The organism is Streptomyces sp. CNZ301, from assembly GCF_004217425.1.
Window position 1 is genome coordinate 369,554 of record NZ_SHLG01000001.1, and the last position, 20,044, is coordinate 389,597.

20 protein-coding genes are annotated in these 20,044 nt (G+C 72.4%); 9 read left to right on the plus strand and 11 right to left on the minus strand.

The window, feature by feature from the left end:
* Positions 1-403: 403 nt before the first annotated feature.
* The 5 genes from EV375_RS01640 (at position 404) to EV375_RS01660 (ending at position 5,407) form a co-directional block, all read left to right on the plus strand.
* Positions 404-1,162 carry a TetR/AcrR family transcriptional regulator gene (locus EV375_RS01640; protein ID WP_130297846.1) on the plus strand — a complete coding sequence of 253 codons (759 nt, stop codon included), beginning with the start codon at positions 404-406 and terminating at the stop codon, positions 1,160-1,162.
* A gap of 236 nt (positions 1,163-1,398) precedes the next feature.
* A complete protein-coding gene (locus tag EV375_RS01645; protein ID WP_130297847.1) occupies positions 1,399-2,508 on the plus strand; it encodes an exo-alpha-sialidase in 1,110 nt (369 codons plus the stop codon).
* Between the two features lie 58 nt (positions 2,509-2,566).
* On the plus strand, positions 2,567-3,244 hold the full coding sequence (locus EV375_RS01650) for a uracil-DNA glycosylase (protein ID WP_130297848.1): 678 nt from the start codon (positions 2,567-2,569) through the stop codon (positions 3,242-3,244).
* A 62-nt stretch (positions 3,245-3,306) separates the two neighbouring features.
* Positions 3,307-4,284 carry a BadF/BadG/BcrA/BcrD ATPase family protein gene (locus EV375_RS01655; RefSeq protein ID WP_130301530.1) on the plus strand — a complete coding sequence of 326 codons (978 nt, stop codon included), beginning with the start codon at positions 3,307-3,309 and terminating at the stop codon, positions 4,282-4,284.
* 106 nt (positions 4,285-4,390) lie between these two features.
* Positions 4,391-5,407 carry a hypothetical protein gene (locus tag EV375_RS01660; protein ID WP_207227961.1) on the plus strand — a complete coding sequence of 339 codons (1,017 nt, stop codon included), beginning with the start codon at positions 4,391-4,393 and terminating at the stop codon, positions 5,405-5,407.
* A 372-nt stretch (positions 5,408-5,779) separates the two neighbouring features.
* Here EV375_RS01660 and EV375_RS01665 read toward each other — a convergent pair whose 3' ends face one another.
* On the minus strand, positions 5,780-6,868 hold the full coding sequence (locus EV375_RS01665; RefSeq protein WP_486588224.1) for a lactonase family protein: 1,089 nt from the start codon (positions 6,866-6,868) through the stop codon (positions 5,780-5,782).
* A 141-nt stretch (positions 6,869-7,009) separates the two neighbouring features.
* Here EV375_RS01665 and EV375_RS01670 point away from each other — a divergent pair, with 141 nt between their 5' ends.
* Entirely contained in the window at positions 7,010-7,693 is a 684-nt protein-coding gene (locus tag EV375_RS01670) for an HAD family hydrolase (RefSeq protein ID WP_130297849.1), read from the plus strand.
* A 17-nt stretch (positions 7,694-7,710) separates the two neighbouring features.
* Here the strand turns inward: EV375_RS01670 and EV375_RS01675 are convergent, their stop codons facing one another.
* Genes EV375_RS01675 through EV375_RS01715 form a run of 9 tightly spaced genes read right to left on the minus strand, consistent with a single transcriptional unit; the run spans position 7,711 to position 16,689 of the window.
* Positions 7,711-8,907: an MmgE/PrpD family protein gene (locus EV375_RS01675; protein ID WP_207227962.1), complete on the minus strand. Its 1,197-nt coding sequence runs from the start codon at positions 8,905-8,907 to the stop codon at positions 7,711-7,713.
* Entirely contained in the window at positions 8,904-10,211 is a 1,308-nt protein-coding gene (locus EV375_RS01680; RefSeq protein ID WP_130297850.1) for a TRAP transporter large permease, read from the minus strand. Before EV375_RS01680 ends, EV375_RS01675 begins: the two co-directional genes overlap by 4 nt.
* A complete protein-coding gene (locus EV375_RS01685; RefSeq protein WP_130297851.1) occupies positions 10,208-10,804 on the minus strand; it encodes a TRAP transporter small permease in 597 nt (198 codons plus the stop codon). Before EV375_RS01685 ends, EV375_RS01680 begins: the two co-directional genes overlap by 4 nt.
* A gap of 10 nt (positions 10,805-10,814) precedes the next feature.
* On the minus strand, positions 10,815-11,846 hold the full coding sequence (locus EV375_RS01690; RefSeq protein ID WP_207227963.1) for a TRAP transporter substrate-binding protein: 1,032 nt from the start codon (positions 11,844-11,846) through the stop codon (positions 10,815-10,817).
* On the minus strand, positions 11,843-12,850 hold the full coding sequence (locus EV375_RS01695) for an LLM class flavin-dependent oxidoreductase (protein WP_130297852.1): 1,008 nt from the start codon (positions 12,848-12,850) through the stop codon (positions 11,843-11,845). The genes EV375_RS01690 and EV375_RS01695 overlap by 4 nt, the downstream gene beginning before the upstream one ends.
* 47 nt (positions 12,851-12,897) lie before the next feature.
* Complete coding sequence (locus EV375_RS01700; RefSeq protein ID WP_130297853.1) at positions 12,898-14,058, minus strand: acyl-CoA dehydrogenase family protein; 1,161 nt, start codon at positions 14,056-14,058, stop codon at positions 12,898-12,900.
* Positions 14,055-14,576, minus strand: a complete 522-nt coding sequence (locus EV375_RS01705) for a MaoC family dehydratase (protein ID WP_130297854.1) — start codon at positions 14,574-14,576, stop codon at positions 14,055-14,057. The genes EV375_RS01700 and EV375_RS01705 overlap by 4 nt, the downstream gene beginning before the upstream one ends.
* Positions 14,573-15,751, minus strand: coding sequence for a CaiB/BaiF CoA transferase family protein (locus tag EV375_RS01710; RefSeq protein ID WP_130297855.1), 1,179 nt, complete (start codon positions 15,749-15,751; stop codon positions 14,573-14,575). Before EV375_RS01710 ends, EV375_RS01705 begins: the two co-directional genes overlap by 4 nt.
* Positions 15,748-16,689: an HpcH/HpaI aldolase/citrate lyase family protein gene (locus EV375_RS01715; RefSeq protein ID WP_130297856.1), complete on the minus strand. Its 942-nt coding sequence runs from the start codon at positions 16,687-16,689 to the stop codon at positions 15,748-15,750. Before EV375_RS01715 ends, EV375_RS01710 begins: the two co-directional genes overlap by 4 nt.
* Positions 16,690-16,853: 164 nt before the next feature.
* Here EV375_RS01715 and EV375_RS01720 point away from each other — a divergent pair, with 164 nt between their 5' ends.
* Positions 16,854-17,621, plus strand: a complete 768-nt coding sequence (locus EV375_RS01720) for an IclR family transcriptional regulator (RefSeq protein WP_130297857.1) — start codon at positions 16,854-16,856, stop codon at positions 17,619-17,621.
* Positions 17,622-17,666: 45 nt separating this feature from the next.
* On the opposite strand, the gene EV375_RS01725 is transcribed toward EV375_RS01720, so the two are convergent.
* Complete coding sequence (locus EV375_RS01725; protein WP_130297858.1) at positions 17,667-18,089, minus strand: secondary thiamine-phosphate synthase enzyme YjbQ; 423 nt, start codon at positions 18,087-18,089, stop codon at positions 17,667-17,669.
* A gap of 98 nt (positions 18,090-18,187) precedes the next feature.
* On the opposite strand from EV375_RS01725, the gene EV375_RS01730 reads away from it, so the two are divergent.
* Together EV375_RS01730 and EV375_RS01735 are read left to right on the plus strand one after the other, a co-directional pair.
* On the plus strand, positions 18,188-19,363 hold the full coding sequence (locus tag EV375_RS01730; RefSeq protein ID WP_207227964.1) for a flavin-containing monooxygenase: 1,176 nt from the start codon (positions 18,188-18,190) through the stop codon (positions 19,361-19,363).
* 330 nt (positions 19,364-19,693) lie between these two features.
* On the plus strand, positions 19,694-20,005 hold the full coding sequence (locus EV375_RS01735) for an FGGY-family carbohydrate kinase (RefSeq protein ID WP_130297860.1): 312 nt from the start codon (positions 19,694-19,696) through the stop codon (positions 20,003-20,005).
* Positions 20,006-20,044 lie beyond the last annotated feature (39 nt).

Genomic DNA, 20,044 nt, shown 5'->3' on the forward strand with positions numbered 1-20,044 from the left:
TCCATTCATTCTATTGCTCGTCCCGAGTTCAACAACGTTTCGCACACGATGAATTGTGCGCTTGTGCGGGGCCTCGGCTCCGGCCGGCACGTCGACTGCGCGAATGGGCAGCGGGCTTGGGGCCGGTGTGCAATGGGGCTTGGCGCCGGCGCAGCGGGGTGGCTCCGCGGCCGGATGCGGCAACTCACGGAACGGATGCGCCGCCGGTGCCCCGGACCGGGCGAACGAGAGGGCCCCGTCTCCTCCGGAACACAGGCGCAGGGGCCGGAGCAGGCCGGTATTGGGCGATCCCCCGCGTCGCCCAATACCGGCGGTCGTGCCGGAAGCAGCCTGGTCGGGGGCGTGCGTCCGAAGCCTCCACGAGTATATTGGCTCGGAGCCAGTCAACATAGGAGTTAACAGGATGTCCCCTCGGAGCGCCTCGGTCAACGAAGAGTTGCGCCGGCGCTCGCGCGAGCGGTTGCTGCAGGCGACGGTCGACCTCGTCGGCGAGCGCGGCTTCGAGGCGACGACCCTGGGTGACATCGCGGACCGTGCGGGCTCGGCCCGTGGGCTCATCTCGTACTACTTCCCGGGGAAGCGGCAGCTCTTCCAGTCCGCCGTGCACCGTCTGATGCACCTCACGCTCCAGGAGGCCCTGGAGCGTGAGCCGCTGCCGGAGGGCCCCGACGCGGGGAACGAGTCCCTGGCGCGTGCGATCGACGCCATCCTCGGACTGGCCCAGGACCGCCCCGTGCTGATGCGGGCGCACATGGCCGGAATCCTCCAGCAGGAAGGATTCGTCCAGTGTCCTGAGCAGCAGCGGCTGGCTGCTCTGCTGAGAAGGACCGTCGAACGTTACGGATCTTCCGACCCGGACGCCGACTATCCGCTGCTGCGCGCGCTGTTGATGGGCGCCGTGTTCGCCGTGCTGATCCCCGGCGTGCCGATGCCGGTGGCGCGTCTGCGTGCGGAACTCTTCGCGCGTTACGAACTGGAGTGGGAACTGGGCAGACCCCCGGCACAGAGCCCGGCGGGGAGCGATTCGGCGCAGGCGAGGCGGCTGACCGCCACAAGGGCTCCCGCCCCGCCGGAGCCGCGGACCGAGCCGGAGCCGTACGAGGTACTGCGGCAGGCGCAGACGCCGGCCGGCACGCCCCGCCGGAGGCCCTCGGCGAACTGAGCACCTGCCGGCGGCGGCAGGAGGGCCGGTGGCGGCAGGACGGCCTCCGGCGCAACGGAACGTCCTGTCCGCACCCTGCTCACGAACCGCCCCGCTCCGGCGCGTGTGCCCATGAGGACGCACGCGCCGCTCTCACCTGCGGCGACCTCCGCGGTGGCGTCATTGTCAGTGGCCGGGTGCAGACTGTGGCCACTTCGGAAAGCCCGGACAAAGACGTCACGGAGGCAGGATCAGACATGTCAGACGTACTTCTCGCGGTAGGCACCCGGAAAGGGCTCTTCCTCGCGCGGCGGCCTGTCAACGGCCGGCGGGGAACGGGCTGGGAGTTCGAGGGTCCGCACTTCAACGCACAGGCGGTCTACTCGGTCGGCTTCGATACGCGCCGCGCCTCCGGTCCCAGGATCCTCGTCGGCGGCGACAGTGCGCACTGGGGGCCGTCGGTCTTCCACTCGGACGACCTGGGATCGACGTGGACGGAACCGTCCGCGCCGGCCGTGAAGTTCCCCCAGGACACGGGGGTTTCGCTGGAGCGCGTGTGGCAGATCCAGCCCGGCGGGGCGGACGAGCCCGACGTCGTCTGGGCCGGCACCGAACCTGGTGCGCTGTTCCGCTCCGAGGACGGCGGCAGCAGCTTCGAGCTGGTGCGCGGACTGTGGGAACACCCCACCCGCAAGGACTGGGTGCCGGGGGGCGGCGGGCTCGGTCTGCACACCATCCTTGTCGACCCCAGGGACCCGCGCCGGGTGACCGTCGCCGTCTCGACGGGAGGGGCCTACCGCACGGCCGACGCGGGCAAGAGCTGGGAGCCGTGCAACCGCGGCGTGGAGGCGGTGTTCCTCCCGGAGAACATGCGCTTCCCCGAGTACGGGCAGTGCGTGCACAAGGTCGCGCGGGACGCCGCCGACCCGTCCCGGCTGTATCTCCAGAACCACTGGGGCGTCTACCGCAGCGACGACGACGGCACCAACTGGACCTCCATCGGAGGGAGTCTGCCCTCCGATTTCGGCTTCCCCGTGGTGAGCCACCCGAGACGCGGCGGTGTCGCCTACGTCTTCCCGCTCAACGCCGACTCCGACCGCGTCCCGGCGGAGCGCCGCTGCCGCGTCCACCGCACCGAGGACGCGGGCGCGAGCTGGCAGGAACTCGGGGCGGGGCTGCCGGTGGAGGCGCACTACGGTCCGGTCCTGCGCGACGCGATGTGCACGGACGGGGCGGACCCGGCCGGAATCTACTTCGGCAACCGCAACGGCGAGGTCTTCGCCAGCGCCGACGAAGGGGAGAACTGGCAGCAGCTCGCGGGACATCTGCCGGACGTGCTGTGCGTGCGGGCGGCGGTGATCGGCTGATGTGACGGGGAGATCCGAGGTCCGAAGCGGCCTTCCGGAGCCAGTAGAGTAACCGCCCGTGGCTGCACGACCGTTGAACGAGATCGTCGAACCGGGCTGGGCGAAGGCGCTCGAGCCCGTCGCTGAACGAGTCGCCTCCATGGGCGACTTCCTCCGGGCGGAGATCGCCGCGGGGAGAACCTATCTCCCCGCGGGTGAGAACGTACTGCGCGCCTTTCAGCAGCCCTTCGACGACGTGCGGGTCCTCATCGTCGGACAGGACCCGTACCCGACTCCGGGTCACGCCGTGGGGCTGTCGTTCTCCGTCGCGCCGGACGTGAGCCCGCTGCCCGGCAGCCTGCAGAACATCTTCCGGGAGCTGGGCAGCGACCTCGGCCTGCCGCGCCCCTCGAACGGTGACCTGACGCCCTGGACGAGGCAAGGCGTACTGCTGCTCAACAGGGCACTGACGACCGCGCCTCGGCACCCCGGCGCCCACCGGGGCAAGGGTTGGGAGGAGGTCACGGAACAGGCGATCAAGGCGCTCGTCGCGCGGGAGCGGCCGATGGTCTCGGTGCTGTGGGGCCGCGACGCGCGCAATCTGCGTCCCCTCCTGGGGAGCCGTCCCGTTGTGGAGTCCTCGCACCCCTCCCCCATGTCGGCCGACCGGGGGTTCTTCGGCTCGCGTCCCTTCAGCCGCGTCAACGACCTGCTCGCGCAGCAGGGAGCCGAGCCTGTGGACTGGCGGCTGCCGTGACCGGTCAGGGGCCCGGACCGGGCCCGTCTCCGCTGCCGCCGGAGGGCACGGCACGCAGGCGGATGTGGGTGCTCGGCGCGGACTCGGGCGGCTCGGGGCTGCGCGTCGCGCTGGCGGACGCCTCCCGGCCAGGCGCCGCCCCCCGGGCAGCGGGCACGGTCGCCTCGACCGAGCCGGTCCGCACCGGCCCGGAAGGGATCGACGCCGAACACATGCTGGCCCAACTGCTGCCCGCCGCACGGCGTCTGCTCGCCGAAGCAGGCGAGGAGGGCGCCGGCCTGGACGCGGTGTGCGTAGGTGCAGCGGGAATGGCCACCTTGGGCGGGAGCCTGCGGGCGGCGCTGCCCGGCGCGCTGACACGGGAGCTGGGCACCCGGCGGGTCGCGCTGGCCGCCGACGCGGTGACCGCCTACGCGGGCGCGCTGGGCGAACAGCCGGGTGCCGTCGTCGCCGGCGGCACCGGACTGATCGCCACGGGCACCGACCTGCAGAGCTGGCAGCGTGCCGACGGCTGGGGGCACCTGCTGGGCGACTGCGGCGGCGGGGCCTGGATCGGGCAGGCCGGACTGCAGGCCGCGATGCGGGCGTTCGACGGCCGGGAGGGCGGCTCGTGTGCGCTGCGGGAGCGCGCCGAGGCCCGTTTCGGCACACCGCTCAGCGGTCTGCCCTCGCAGCTTTATCCGCGAAGCGACCGGCCCGCCGTGCTGGCTTCCTTCGCCCCCGACGTCGCTGCCTGCGCCGGGGACGGCGACCCCGTCGCCGGTGCGGTGATGAGGTCGGCGGCGCGGGAGATCGCTGCGGCCGCGACGGCCGTGTGCCCCTCCGCGGAGGGTGCCGCCGTGGCCCTGACCGGTGGCCTCTTCCGTCTCGGTGCCCCCCTCGCCGACCCGCTGCGGCAGGAGCTGGACGGGCGGCTGCCGGGTGCGCGGGTCCTGACGCCGGAGGGCGGCCCTCTCGACGGTGCGCTGCTGATCGCGGCGCGGCTCACCGATGGTGCGCTGCGGCTTCCACCGGATCCGGTCCTGCTGGCCCTGAGTTGAGAAATCCGGCAAAGCCGAACAACCCTCCACCGGATCAAAACGGCATTTCCGGCCACTCTCCCCCGCCTGAACTGCCGGGTCCCACAAGGCGTTAGCATGCGGGCGCATGAGCTCCCCCACTGACCCGGACAACGGCCTGCCAGTACGAATGCCGCGTCCACGCAGGCCCGGAAGGCACCGCAAGCCGGAGCCTGTTGTTGCACCAGAGAACGCGCCTGCGCTGGTACTCGCCGTGCCCGGCACCCCGTCCGGCGCCGTCCGCAGCCTCGCCGAGGAGATCCTCAGCATCGCCCGCTCGGAGTTGCCGGGGATGGACGCCCGGATCGGTTACGTGGAGGGCGACGGCGAGGAGTACCCCACTCTCGGGAACGTCCTGACGCAGACCGCCGCCGACCAGCAGGCCGCGGAGGACCGCGCCGCGGACCTGGCCGCGGTCGAGGCCGCCGCCGCGGCCGCGGACGAGGGCGCCGAGGGCGGCCAGGCGGAGTCCGGGGCGGCCGCTGCCGCCGCCCGCCAGGCTCCGAAGACGGGGGCGGAGGAGCGCCTCGTCGCGCTCGTCATCCCGCTTCTGGCCGGTCCGGACGCCGCCGGCATGCGGCAGATACGGCAGGCGGTGCTCTCCAGCGGCACGGGCGCGGAACTCACCGACGTGCTGGGGCCGCACCCGCTGCTCGCGGAGGCGGTGCACGTGAAGCTCTCGGAGGCGGGTCTCGCCCGGGCCGACCGCGCACGGCTGTTCACCGTCGCGACCGCCGCGGACGGCATCATCCTCGCGTCGGTAGGCGGTGAGGAGGCGGTGCAGGCCGCCGGCATCACCGGCATGCTGCTGGCCGCGCGGCTCGCCGTTCCGGTGCTCGCCGCAGGCCTCGACGAGGCGGGCGCGGTGGCGCGCGTGGCCGAGCAGCTGCGCGAGGCGGGATCGCAGCAGCTCGCGGTTGCACCGTGCCTCATCGGCCCCGAGGTGCCGGAGGGGCTGCTGGACGCGGCGGCGGCGGAGGCCGGCTGCGCCGTGGCCGAGCCGCTGGGCGCCTACCCGGCCGTGGGCAAGCTCGTCGCGTCGACGTACGCGGCCAAGCTCGGCATCCCGCAGCAGCACTCGCCGCAGGGCCTGGCGGCTCGCTGACGAGGCGGCCGGGGGCAGGCTCTTCGGCGCGGGTCTCCGCCCGCGCTGCGCGGAACGGAGGCGGTGTGCCCGCCGGGGAGGACGGGCACGCCGCCTCTGCACATGCCTGGGCGCCCCGCGCGACGCCCGTCCTTCGCAGGGCGAGGGCGTGGTGTGCACGGTGACGGAGAGGCCGGCGGACTGACGGGCGGGCGGGCCGCGGACCGAGGCCCGGCGCCTCTCAGCCGTGGTGTCTCAGCAACTGTGTCTGCCGCGGTGACTCACCCGTGGTGACTCCGCCGCGGTGACTCAGCCGCGGTGACTCACCCGTGGTGACTCGGCCGCGGTGACTCAGCCGCGGTGACTCACCCGTGGTGACTCAGCCGCGGTGACTCAGCCGAAGACGACGCAGCTGGCGGCCGGGACGGAGATGGTTCCCTCACGGTGCGGCGTGCCGGTGATCTGGTCGACGGCGAACCACGTGACGTCACCGGAGCGTTCGTTGGCGGCGTAGAGGCGGCGCCCGGACGGGTGCAGGACGAGGTCGCGCGGCCAGTGCCCGCCGCACGGCACGGTCCCCGTGAGCTGCAAGGAGTCCCCGGCTGCGGCGACGGCGAAGACGGAGATGCTGTCGTGGCCGCGGTTGGCGGCCCACGCGAAGCGTCCGTCGGGCGAAACGGCGAGCTCCGAGGGAAAGTTGCGTTCGGGGGCCGCGCTGTCGGGAACGGTCGCCGTCTCGCCGATCGCTTCGAGCCCGCCCGTCCCGGCATCCCAGGCGCACACGGTGACGGACGAGGCCAGCTCGTTCACGATGTAGGCGTGGTCGCCGTCGGGGTGGAAGACCAGGTGCCTGGGCCCGCTTCCGGGCCGCAGGTCCGCCTCCGCGTACGGCAGGGGTTCGCCTTCGGGACAGGCGTCGCGCAGGTCGTAGATCCACACCGAGTCGGTGCCGAGGTCGACCGAGAGCAGCCAGCGCCCGGACGGGTCGGGCACCACCGCGTGCGCGTGCGGCCCCTCCTGCCGCTGCGTCTCGGGGCCGTGGCCGGTGTGCTGGTGCACGGACGCGCGGCTGCCGAGAGTGCCGTCGGCCCGTACGGGCAGTGCGCTGATGCTCCCGGAGCCGTAGTTGGCGGTGATGAGATGTCCTGCGGCGACGGTCAGATGCGTCGGTCCCGCGCCTCTCACGGGAGTCGGTTCCCCCAACGGCTCGGGTCTGTCCCGGTCGGCGAGGGAGAAGGCGGCCGCTCCGCCCGTCTCGCGCTCGCTGACGGCGTAGAGGTGACCGCCGGCGCTGCCCGGCCCGCCGGGGCCCTCGATGACGGTGAGGTACGACGGGTCGGGCACGAGCGTCTCGGTGTGGTGCAGCTCCGTCAGCGCACCGCTCTCCGGGTCGAGTGCGGCGGTGGTGATGCCCCGGCCGCCCGCCGAGGTGAACGATCCGATGTACGCCCTGTCGGCCCACTGCCCGCTCACTTCACTCACCGCGCCGCGCCTTTCTCCGGAGACAGTTCCGCGATCTTGGCCGACCGTAGCAGCGCCCGCGGTGAGGCGGGGCGTACTCGATCACACCCGGCGCCCGGCCCCGGTCGCTCCCCCCGCCCGCAAGTTGGCACCCTGGTGGCCATGGACAACTCCGCCGCCGTCATCTTCGATCTCGACGGCACGCTCGTGGACAGCGAACCCCACTACTACGAGGCGGGGCGGCGAGTGCTCGCCGACCACGGGGTCACCGGCTTCACCTGGCAGGACCACACGCGGTTCATCGGTATCGGAACCCGGGAGACGCTGGAGACACTGCGCGCCGAGCACGGGATCGCCGCCCCCGTCGAGCAGTTGCTGGAGGAGAAGAACCGCATCTATCTCCGGCTCGCTTCGCACTCCACGCCGGTCTTCCCCGGGATGCGCACTCTCGTCGAGCAACTGCACGGCGCCTCATGTCCGTTGGCGGTTGCCTCGGGGTCCTCGCGTGCGGCCGTCGAGGCCGTGCTGGAGGGCTCGGGGCTGTCGGCGCTGCTGCCCGTGCGGGTCTCCGCGGAAGAGGTCGCGCACGGCAAGCCGGAGCCCGACGTCTTCCTCGAGGCGGCCCGGCGCCTGGGGGTGCCGCCCCGGCGCTGCGTGGTGCTGGAGGACGCTCCGCCCGGCGCGGAGGCGGCACACCGCGCGGGCATGCGCTGCGTGGCGGTTCCGTACGTGCCGGAGACCGCGGCGGACCCGGCGTTCTCCTCGGCCGGGCTCCTCTTCGCAGGCGGGCAGGACCAGTTCGACGCCTCACGGGTCTTCGACTGGGTCACCGGCCGAAAGGGCTGACGCTCCGGCTCCCGCCCTCAGTCCGGGCCGAGAGCGCCGCGGAGCAGGGGGGCCGCGGACTCCCAGGTCAGTGCCATGACCTGCGCGGCGCGGTCGTCGCCCACGCAGTCGGCGACCTTGGCGGCGAGCTCCGCGTCGCTCGCCGGCCGTCCCGGGTGGCCGCGCGGCAACTCCAGGGCCGCCTCGGCCCGTTCACCGCCGGAGCTCTCCACGACGATGCGGGTCTCGCCTCCCATCAGCCCGCCCTCTCCGCCGCCGGGGAGGACCCGTACCTCTGTACGCTCCAGCAGTTCGCGCACCTCCGGCCGGGCGGCCGCGCTGTCGGTGAAGTCGGCCATGCGCGGGAATCCGTCGAGCAGGGTCGTCACCACCGCGTACTCCATGCTGAACTTCGCCTCCAGCCCGGTGCGGGGCCGCCGGTGGATCAGCGGCTGCATGCCCGCCTCGGGCGTGATGACGGTGATCCGCTCGATGTCCTCCACCCCCCGTCCCTCGCGCGGCAGTTCACGCGCCGCGCTGATGGGCCGCTGCATCGCGTAGCAGCAGGGGTGCAGCTTGAGGGCCAGGCCGTCCGGCACGGCGGGTCCGGACAGATCCGGTTCCGCGGTGCCGCCGGCCAGGCCGAACCAGTCGTCCAGCGCTGCCGGTTCGGCCGTCGCGCCTGCCGCGGCCAGCCGCGCCGCACGCACGCCGGCGTCGGTCGCGAAGCCCACCTGGAGTGACTTCCCGGAAGTGCCGAAGGCCCGCTGGACCCCGCCCGCCGCGGGCACGGCCAGCGCCATGGCCCGCCTGAGCCCGTCCGCGTCCAGGCCGAGGGCGACCCCGGCTGCCACGGCGGCGGCCGGCGCTCCGGCGGTGCACGTGGTGTGCCAGCCGCCCGCGTAGTGGCTCCAGCCCAGCGCCGTGCCGAGCCGGGCCATCACTCCCGCTCCCGCGAGGTAGGCCCGCGCTCCGCCTCCGCAGGCGAGCGCCGCGTTGACGCATACGACGCTGACGTGCGAGGTCGAGGGCAGGTGGACGTCGTCGAAGTCCAGGACGTGCCCGGTCGCCGCCCACCGCAGCGGCTCCGGCAGCCCCGCCGTCATTGCGGCGACCGGGTCGCCGGCCGCGGCGAGGGTGACGGCCGCAGTGTCCACCAGTGCCCTGCGGGCGACTTCCCTGTCGGCCTCGTCGGGGCCGAGGGCGGCGGCCCAGTCGGCGAGGTCGGCGATCACGCGATCAACTCCGGCAGCCAGGTGGCGAGTTCGGGCACGGCCGTCACCAGTGCCAGCATCGCGGCCTCGATGGCCAGATAGGGCAGGATCCCGCGGAAGATGTCCGCGAGGTCGAGTTCGGGAACGACCGATTTCATCGTGTACAGGTTCAGCCCGACCGGCGGTGTGATCACCGCCATTTCGAGGTTGATCACCAGCACCACTCCGAACCACAGGGGGTCGAAGCCGAGCCCTTCGATCGCCGGTACGAGGATCGGCGTCACGACGAGCAGCAGCGAGGCGGCGTCGACCAGGCAGCCGAGCAGCACGAGCACCAGCATGATCGCCGCGATCACCAGGTACGGCGAGGCCTCCAGGCCCACGACGAAGTCGGAGACGGCGTCGGGGACCCGTGCCACCACGAGCATCTGCGTGAAGACGAAGGCGGCGCCGACGATGGCCAGGATGGACGCGGTGACGTGCGCGGTCGAGACGAAGATCGTGCGGAGGTTCTGCCGGCCCAGCTTCCGGTACAGGAAACCGGTCATGGCGAACGCCGCCAGGGCACCGACTGCCGCCGCCTCGGTGGGGGTGGCGACGCCAAGGTAGATCGATCCGAGGACCAGGACGATGAGCAGCAGCGCGGGCGAGATCTTCGTCAGGGCCACGAGGCGTTCCCGCCAGGTGAAGCGCTCCTCCGTGACGGGCGCCTCGGCCGGTGAGGTCTTGGCCCGCATCACCACGTAGAGAATCATGAACGCGGCGAGGAGCAGTCCGGGAATGATGCCTCCCGCGAAGAGTTCGGCGATGCTCACACCCGTCACGGACGAGTAGAGGATGAACATCAGGCTCGGCGGGATCAGCATCGCCAGCGCGCCGGAGGCCGCGACGCTGCCGCTGGCGAAGGACGGGCGGTAGCCCCTGGCGAGCATCTCCGGTACGGCCATGCGTCCGATCACCGCGACGGAGGAGATGCTGACGCCGGACATGGCACCGAAGACGGTGGAGGAGCCGATGGCGGAGGCTCCGAGCCCGCCCGGGACCCGGTTGAACCAGCGGTATGCCGCGCCGAACAGGTCGCGGCCCAGGCCGCTGACCGCCAGCACCTCGCCGAGGAGGATGTACAGCGGCGCTGCGACGAGCGCGTAGTTCTGGAGCTGCGCGACGAGGGAGAGCGGCACCAGTTCGACGCCGGACAGCCCGTCCAGGCCGATGAGGCCGACGATGCCGGAGACGGCGAGCGCCACGAAGATCGGTGTGCGCAGCGTGATGAGGACCAGCAGGAGAACGACCGCGAGGCCGGCTATGGCGGCGTCGGAGATCATGGGCGTGCCTGCCCTTCTGTGGTGCCGGCGGCGGTGTCGCGGTCACCGGGGGCCGGTGCGCCCTCCGCGGACGGTGCGGCCGTGGACGGGGGTTGGACTGCCGCGACGGCGTCGGTGGCCGGCGGCGGGAAGAGGACCGCGACGACCGCCAGCAGTACGCCGCTGATCAACAGCACGGCGTCGGGGACCCACAGGGGGATGCTGAAGGTGCCGGAGCCGGTGAGTCCGCCTTCGACGGCCACGGTCATCGAGCGGTACGCGGTCACGGCGAGCACCACCCCGAGGAACGCGGTGGCGGCGGCGGTCACCAGGTCGGCGGCCCGGCGCAGTCCGGGCGAGAGGGCCCGGTGGACCAGATCCATCGAGATGTGGCGGCCCTTGGCGTACAGGTACGGGACCGCCAGCGAGGTCGCGGCGAGCACCCCGGCGGAGTTGAGCGGGTAGGCCCAGTCCGTCGGCGCGGACAGGACTGCCCGGACGACCACGTCGTAGGTGATGGTCAGCATCATCAGTCCGACGACGGCCATGGCGACGACGGCGAGCGCAAGGGCGCAGGCCAGTACGTATTTGCGTATCGAGTTCAGCGCGGTCATGCCGGGCCCCTCATGCTTTCCGGATGGATTCGACGGCCCGGTCGGCCGTGCGGGCCCCGAGGCGCTGCCTCCAGGCCGCGTGCACCGGGGCGACCGCCTTGCGGAAGGCGTCCAGCTCGGCGCCCTCCGGCCTGACCAGCTGCACGCCGGCGGCCTCGACCTTGGGGAGGTAGTCCTTCGTGTGGACCTTCACCATGTTCGCGGTCCCGTCGCGGTAGAGCTTCCGGCCCGCCTCGTCCAGGGCGGTGCGGACGGCGGTGGGCTGCTGCTCGTACCAGTCGCTGCGGCAGTAGGCGTCGACGGTGTAGGCGCCGAAGTGCCCGGCCGTCCCGTACCTGACGATCTTCTGCAGGTCGCGGGAGACCACCGTCCCGATGTAGCTGACGAGCCCGTCGATGGTGTTCTTCTCCAGCGCCTGGTAGACCTCCGCGGACCCCATCGTGACGGGCGCTCCGCCGAGGGCCTTGACCGTCTCGCCCTCGATCTCGCCGGCGACGCGCAGGCGCAGGCCGCGTACGTCCTCGGGCCTGCGGATCGGCCTGTCCACCGTCCACAGGTACTCGAACGTCGTGGGCATGCCGCCGAGTACGCGCACGCCCTTCGGCGCCAGTTCCCTGTTGACCAGTTCGTACTGCGGCTTCCCGGGTTCGATGGCGCGCCGGAGCTTGCCGTAGTCCTCCGTGACGAAGGGCAGTTCCATGGCGCCGAGCACCGGATACGTCGAGGACACGTAGGAGCTGGTCTGGAAGATCACGTCGGCGACGCCCGCGAGCAGCCCCGGAAGGAGCTGTTCGGCGCCGAGGAGGGCGCCCGAGTCGTACATGTCCAACGTCAGCCGCCCGCCGCTGTGTTCGGCGGCGGCCTCGTTGAACATCTCGATGCCGGGGTACAGGTCGTCGTACGAGGACGGCAGATATGTCGCCATCCTCGACGTGCCGCCCGTCTTCGCGCTCGCCGGCGCGCACGCGGAGGCTCCGGCCGCTGCCAGGCCCACGCCCGCCGCGGACAGGAAGCTCCGCCGTCCCATAGCTCTTGTCTTCATCGAAGTACCTCGTCCGTAAGGCGTTTCAGGCTGGCCATGACCTTCTCCTGCGGCATCCCTGGCCATTGCGGGCGGAGCAGGATGTTCTCCGGCGCCACATGAGTGATGAGGTCGCTGAGCTGCGCCCGGCAGGCGGCGGGCCCGCCGAGGATGAACCGGCCCTTGCGCAGCTTGTCGAATTCCGCGTCGAAGCTCTGCGAGGGCGGCAGCACCTGGTCCTGGCCCCAGGCGCGGTAGGCGTCGTACTTCACGGTCATCGCGGCGCGCACGTCCTCGACGGCCGCCTCGTCGCTCTCGCCGACGTAGATCTCCTGCAGCACCTGTACAGGGGCCTGTTCGCGGCCGTACTCGGCGCAGGCGGCCCGGTAGAGGGCGACCTGCCGGTGCAGATAGTCCCGGTCGACGTGTGCCGCGGCCGCGATCCACGGCAGCCCCATCCGCGCGGTGCGGCGCAGCGCTCCGTCGGTGTGGCCGGCGAGCCAGATGGGCGGGTGGGGGCGCTGCACCGGCCGCAGTACGGGGCGTACGGCGTCGAGCTTGACGTGGTCATCGGTGAAGCTCACCTCGTCCTCGGTCCACAGCCGGCGCACCAGGCCGAGGTTCTCCAGGAAGCGGCGCAGCCGGGCGTCCCGGGGCACGCCGAAGGCGTCGAACTCCGTGTCGCGGTAGCCGAGTCCGGCTCCGACGGTGAGGCGGCCTCCGCTGATGATGTCGAGCGTGGCCAGTTCCTCGGCGATGTCGACGGGGTTCTGGAGCGCCATGAGCGTGATGGCGGTGCCGATGCGCATGTCGCCGGATTCGGGAACGATGCGGGCGAGCACGGCCAGTGGATGCAGGTACTGAAAGGGGTCGGCTAGATAGTGCTGCGTCGCCCACACCGAGGAAAAGCCGGCGTCGCGGGCGAAGCGCACCTGTTCCACCTGTTCGGCGAAGCGCGTCACCACGTCGTCGTCGGAGGTGAACTGGCTGCACAGCACCAGCCCGTAGCCGGGAGCGGGAGTCATGTGCGCTGAAGCCTCCTTCGTGGTGCGGGTCTGCCTGCGGGCCGCGGTCAGAACGAGCGCGGCATCTTCAGTACGTGCTGGCCGATGTGGGCGAGGATGAGATTCGTGGAGACGGGGGCGACCTGGTAGAGCCGCGTCTCGCGGAACTTGCGCTCGATGTCGTACTCGGCGGCGAAGCCGTAGCCGCCGTGGGTCTGGAGCGCGGCGTTGCCCGCCTCCCACGAGGCGTCCGCCGCGAGCAGCTTGGCCATGTTGGCCTCGGCACCACAGGGTTCGCCCGCGTCGAAGAGGTCGCAGGCCCGCCAGCGCATCAGGTCGGCGGCCTCCACGTTGACGTGCGCTCTCGCGATGGGGAACTGCACGCCCTGGTTCTGCCCGATGGGACGGCCGAAGACCTCGCGCTCCCGCGCGTATTGCGAGGCACGCTCCACGAACCAGCGTCCGTCGCCGATGCATTCGGAGGCGATGAGGATGCGCTCGGCGTTCATGCCGTCGAGAACGTAGCGGAACCCCCTGCCCTCCTCGCCGATGAGGCTGTCGGCGGGCACGCGCACGTTGTCGAAGAAGACCTCGTTCGTCTCGTGGTTGACCATCGTGCGGATGGGGCGCAGCCCGACGCCCTCCGCCTCGCGCAGATCGATGAGGAACAGCGACATTCCCTCGGACTTCTTCGCCGCCTGCTCCCTTGGCGTGGTGCGCGCCAGCAGCAGCATCAGATCGGAGTGCTGCACGCGGGAGATGAAGACCTTCTGGCCGTTGATGACGTAGCCGTCGCCGGCGCGTTCCGCGGTGGTGCGGATGCTGGTGGTGTCGGTGCCGGCCGTGGGTTCCGTCACGCCGAACGCCTGGAGGCGCAGTTCCCCCGAGGCGATCGAGGGCAGGTAGCGGCGCTTCTGCTCCTCGGTGCCGTGCCGCAGCAGTGAGCCCATGGTGTAGAGCTGCGCGTGCACGGGGCCGGCGTTGCCGCCGTTGGCGTTGATGCCCTCCAGGATGACGGAGGCGTCGCCCAGGCCGAGCCCCAGCCCGCCGAACTCCTCCGGCACGAGCGCCCCGAGACAGCCCGTGCCGGTCAGGGCGTCGACGAACTCCTCGGGGTAGCGGCGTTCGGCGTCGACCTCCCGCCAGTACGCGTCGGGGTAGTCCGCGCAGATCCGGTCGGTCAACCGGCGTAGGTCGCGGCGGAGTTCGCTGGTCGGCTCGCTGGTCACTGTCCGTCTCCCTCGTGCGCCCCGTTCCCTGCGGGGCCCTCGTGCCGCGGGCCGTGGCCGCGTTTGTAGACCAGCAGCGTCCTGGTGAATTCGATGACGGCTTCGCCGGTCTGCTTGACGCCGGTGGTGCGGACGGTGACGACGCCGAGGGCCGGGCGCGAGGCGGACTCCCTCGCCTTCAGCACGCTCGACCGCGAGTGGATGGTGTCGCCCTCGAAGACCGGGTTGGGCAGGGTGATTTCGTCCCAGCCGAGGTTCGCGAAGACGTTCTGCGAGACGTCGGTGACGCTCTGGCCCGCCACGAGCGCCAGAGTGAAGGCCGAGTTGACGAGCGGTTTGCCGAACTCGGTGCGCCGCGCGTACTCGTGGTCGAAGTGGAGCGGCGCGGTGTTCTGCGTGAGCAGGGTGAACCAGATGTTGTCGGTCGTGGTCACGGTGCGGCCCAGCGGGTGCTCGAAGACGTCGCCGACGACGAAGTCCTCGTAGTAGCGGCCCTGCCAGCCGGTGTGGGTCGTCATGACTCCCCCTTGGCAGCGTGCAGTTCGGCGAGTACGGAGGCGGTGTGGGCGCCCAGGGCCGGCAGTGCGCCGCCCTCGGCGGTGCGCCCTCCGGGCATGCCGGGCGGACGCAGGGTGCGCACGGTGCCGCCCGGCGTGCCGGTGTCCATCCAGCGTCCGTCGCGGGTGAGTTCGGGGTGGGAGGGCAGGTCGGTCAGCGACGTCATCCGCCCCCAGGCGATACCGGCGGCGTCCAGCCGTGCGGTGAGTGTCTGCGAGGTGTGCGCGGCGAAGCGGGCGGCCAGTTCGGCGTCGAGGGCCGTGCGCTCGGCGACGCGGGCGGTGTTGGAGCGGAAGCGGTCGTCGACGGCGAGCGCCGGGGCATCCAGGACGTCCGTGCACAGCCGCACCCATTCGCGTTCGTTCTGCACGGCGATCAGCAACGAGGCGCCGTCCGCCGCAGTGAAGGCGCCGTACGGGGCGATCGCCGGATGCGAAGTCCCCATCGGGACGGGCGCCTTGCCGGAATGGAGGGTGTAGTACAGCGGGTGCGCCATCCATTCGGTCAGCGCGTCGAAGAGCGAGACCTGGACCGGCAGGGCTTCGCCCGTCCTGTCGCGGTGGCGGACGGCGGCGAGCACTCCGCTGAGGGCGTGGCTCCCGGCGGCGATGTCGGCGATGGACACGCCCACCTTCGCGGGTGCCCGCGGTGTGCCCGTCAGCGACATCACGCCGGTCTCCGCCTGGATCAGCGCGTCGTAGGCCTTCTTCTCGGCGAGGGGCCCGCCGGGTGCGTAACCGGAGATCAGGCAGACGATGAGACCGGGATGGCGCTGCCGCAGCGAGTCGGCGTCGATGCCGAGGCGGCCGAGGGCGGTGGGGGCGAGGTTGGCGACCACGACGTCGGCGCGCTCCAGCAGCAGGTGCAGATCCTCCACCGCGGCCGGGTCCTTGAGGTCGAGCTGCACGGACTCCTTGCCGCGGTTGAGCCAGAGGAACGCGCTGGATTCGCCGTCGACCACCTGGTCGTAGCCGCGTGCGAAGTCGCCGCCGTCCGGCCGCTCCACCTTGATCACGCGGGCTCCGAGGTCCGCGAGCTGGCGCGTGGCGAACGGGGCGGCCACGGCCTGTTCCACCGCGACGACGGTGAGGCCGTCCAGGGGGAGCCCGCCGCGCGACGCGGCGTACGCCGTCATCGGCCGGCCTCCGCCTCGTGCCGGCCGCACTCGCGCAGCAGCGCCTCGGCCCGGGCCACCACCGGGCGGTCGACGAAGGTCCCGTCACTCAGCCGCACCGCCCCGACGCCGCGTCCGGAGGCGTCCCGGTGGGCGGCCACCACCGCGCGGGCCTGGTCCAGTTCGGCGGCCGTCGGTGCGAACGCCTCGCGGACGGGGGCGAGTTGACGGGGATGGAGCACGACGCGTCCGGTGAAGCCCAGTTCGCGGGCGGCGAGCGTGGACCGCACGAGGCCGTCCTCGTCGTCCAGCGCCGCGTACGGTCCGTCCAGGATGCCGGTGAGCCCCGCGGCGCGCGCGGCGAGCACCAACTGCGAGCGGGCGTGAAGCAGTTCACGTCCTTCGACGCTCGGGCGCACGCCGAGCCCGGCGGCCAGGTCGAGCGTGCCGAACAGCACCGCGTGCACACGGGGCCCTGCCGCGGCGACACCGGCGGAGGCGAGTACTCCTGCGGCGGTCTCCACGACGGGCAGCAGCGACAGCTCTCCGGGGCAGATACCCGCGGTGGCCTCGGCCGCGGTGAGTCGCGCGTCGAGCTCGGCGAGCTGCCGGACCGAGTCCGCCTTGGGCACGATCAGGCCGTCCAGGCGAACCGTGCCGAACAGGGATGCGACCGCTGCGAGGTCCGCTTCGGCCTCGGGGGTCTCCAGGGCGTTGATGCGGACAAGGACGGCGGGACGCACAGGGGCACCGGTCCCGCCGGGTGCCGACCCGCCGGACGGGGCCGGTGCGAGGCGGGCGAGTGCTTCCGCGGTGAGGGCGCGCGCAGTGTCCTTGGCCGCCTCCCCGACGGCGTCCTCGAAGTCGACGGCAACGGCGTCGGCTCCGCTCGCCAGGGCCTTCGCGATCCGGTCGGGACGGTCGCCGGGAACGAACAGCAGCGTCCGTCCGACGTCCATGAACTCTCCCTGTTCCGTGAGGCTCCCTGACAGTTGTTCCGTGAGACGGAACACGTACCACGTGGCGGTACGATCGCCCTTACCTTGGTGATGGCCCTCACGTACTGTCAAGGGGTGTGAAGGCGCCAACCGGAACGAGACCTGGGCAAGGGGGACGATCGCTGATGCCAAGCTCCGGCACCGGGATGCGCGCCGTCATCACAACTCTGCGCGTTCTGGAGACAGTTGCTGAGCTGCAGCCCGTGGGGGTCTCGGCGATCGCGAGGGCGTCGGGCATTCCGAAGAGCTCCGTCCACCGCTGTCTGGTCACGCTGCGCGAAGCGGAATGGCTGACCACCTCCCGCGGCGACCGCACGCTCTGGGTGCTGACCGGCCGGGCGCTGTCCGTAGGCATCCACGCCCCGGCCGAAGTCGGCCTGCGCGAGGCCGCACTGCCGGTGATGCGGGACCTGCGGGACCAGACGCACGAGACCATCCACCTCTCCGGCTACGGCTCCGAGCACGACCTGATCGTCATCGACCGGGTGGACAGCGACGAGCCGGTGCGCACCTGGGTGCGCCTGGGCACGCGGGTGCCGCTGCACGCGAGCTGCAGCGGCCGGGCCATCCTCGGCCGCCTGCCGGACGCGGAGGTGGAACGGCTGCTGCAGGGGGAGCTGGAACGCTTCTCGGAGACGACTCCCGCGGACCTGCCGGCGGTCCTGGAAGACCTGCGCCGTGTGCGCGAGGTGGGGTACGCGACGAACGACTGCGCGTGGCGGCCCGGAGTCGGCGCCGTCGGAGCGGCGCTCGTGGACCAGCGGGGCCGGCCGGTCGGCGCGCTCGCGGTCTCTGTGCCGGTCCAGCGCTACGACGCGGAGCGTGGCCGCGTGCTCGGACCGTTGACGGCAGCCGCGGCGCGGCGCATCAGCGCGAGCCTGCCGCCGGGATGAAAGGGACCCGGGGGCAGCGGACGCCGCCGCGGCGGCTCACTCGGGTCATCCGAGAAAGCTCAGCCTGACCCTCCGGTGCGGGTTGTCCCCGTTGGTGTCGACGAGGCACACGGACTGCCAGGTGCCCAGCTCCAGCCTCCCGCCGACGACCGGAAGCGTGGCGTGCGGGGGAACGATCGCGGGCAGTACGTGGTCCCTGCCGTGCCCCGGGCTGCCGTGCCGGTGCCGCCAGCGGTCGTCGGCGGGCAGCAGGTCGCGGAGGGCGGCGAGGAGGTCGTCGTCGCTGCCCGCGCCGGTCTCCAGGACGGCGATGCCGGCGGTGGCGTGCGGGACGAAGACGTTGAGCAGGCCGTCCTGGCCCTCGGCCGCACCGGCGAGGAAGGACTCGCACTCGTGGGTGAGGTCGGTGACGCTCTCACCCGAGCCGGTGGTGATGTGCAGGACGTGGGTCCGAAGTGCGTCGGTCATGCCTCCATCCTCCATGCAGGGCCGCCTCCGCACCCTCCGCGCCCCTCTCCGCGCACGCGGACGGGAAGTTCCGGAAGCGCCGGAGGGTTGCAGTGAGCATGGTGAACGAGGTTGCGGCTGTGGTGATCGGGGCCGGGCAGGCGGGCCTCTCGAGCGCCTTTCACCTGCGGCGCCTCGGCCACGAGCCGGGGCGGGACTTCGTCGTCCTGGACCGGGCGGAGCGGCCCGGCGGCGCCTGGCAGTTCCGCTGGCCCACGCTGACGTACGGCAAGGTCCACGGCATGCACGCCCTCCCCGGAATGGAACTGAGCGGGGCCGATCCGGCGCGTCCTTCGGCCGAGGTGATCAGCGAGTACTTCGCGGCGTACGAGCAGACCTTCGGCCTGGACGTGCGGCGTCCGGTCCATGTGCGGGCGGTGCACGAGGACGACGGGCTGCTGCGTGTGGAGACGTCGGCCGGAGTCTGGCGGGCCCGGGCCGTCATCAGCGCCACAGGCACCTGGAACCGTCCGTTCTGGCCCCGCTACCCCGGCCAGGAGACCTTCCGCGGGCGCCAGTTGCACACCGCCGGATATCCGGGTCCCCACTCCGAGGCCTTCGCCGGCAAGCGCGTCGTCGTGATCGGCGGCGGTACCTCGGCGGTGCAGCATCTGCTGGAGATATCGCAGGTGGCTGTGGGGACGGCGTGGGTGACGCGCCGCGAACCCTCCTTCCGCGAGGGGCCGTTCACCGAGGACCAGGGGCGCGCCGCGGTGGCGGCCGTCGAGCGGCGTGTCCGGCGGGGGCTGCCGCCGGGCAGCGTCGTGTCCGTCACTGGGCTGCCCCTGACCGATGAGATGGCCCGGGCCCGCGGGCGCGGCGTGCTCGTGCGGCGACCGATGTTCGAACGGATCGTGCCGGACGGCGTCGAGTGGAGCGACGGGCGCCGCATGGAGGCCGACACCCTCCTGTGGGCCACCGGATTCCGGCCCGCCACCGGCCACTTGGCACCCCTGGGCCTGCGGGAGCCGGGCGGCGGCATTCGCATGGAGGGCACGCGGGTGGCCGCGGATCCCCGCATCCACCTGGTCGGTTACGGTCCCTCGGCCAGCACGGTGGGCGCGAACCGTGCCGGCCGTTCCGCCGCACGCGAGGTGGACCGGCTGTTGCGGGGCAGGGCCTCGCGGCCCTCGCCGGGGACGGGCACGGACCGGCCCCCGCCGGTCAAGGAGCGCGAACACGGAGGCGACCGGTCGCCCGAAGGCGTGGCCGCGGCGGATTCCCCGTCCCGGTGACCGCGAGGGCGGCAATCCTTGCGGTGCGCAAGCGGGGCCGCGGGCCCGCGCAGGCGCCTCTCCGGCGCAACGTCCCTTCGTAGCCGGTGAGTTGGTCCATTCGGAATGAGCACGCACCGCATGAACGTCGTCACCAACGCGCCGGCCGCTCTCGCCCACTTCGCCGGCCGGCTCGTCCGACGGATGTCCCCGGCGGCGCCGCCCCGCATCCCACGGCCTGGCGGCGCCGTCCGTCGTCTGCGTCAGAGCTCTCCGGCCGGGTGACGGTCAGGTCCGGACGGGAATGCTGGAGCGGCGGACGACGAGTTCGGGCTGGAGCACGATCCGCTGATGCGGGGCCGTCTCGCGGACACCGACATCGAGGTGGTGCACATCGTCGGCGGCGGCGTGCACCACGAACTGCTGTGCCAACTCACCGCCGACGCCTGCGGGTTGCCCGTCATCGCAGGTCCGGCGGAAGCCGCGGCGCTCGGCAACGTCGCCGCGCAGGCACGCGCACACGGAGTGATCGGTGACGACGCGGGGCTGGTGCGGCGGCAGCTGTATGACACGCTGCCGCTGCGGAGGTACGAACCCTCCGACGAGCACGGCGGCAGGCAGGCCTGGGCCCGGGCCGCGGCGACGGTCCGTGCCGGCAGCTGAGACAGACGCCCCCGGCGGGCGCGCGGAAGGACAAGGAGG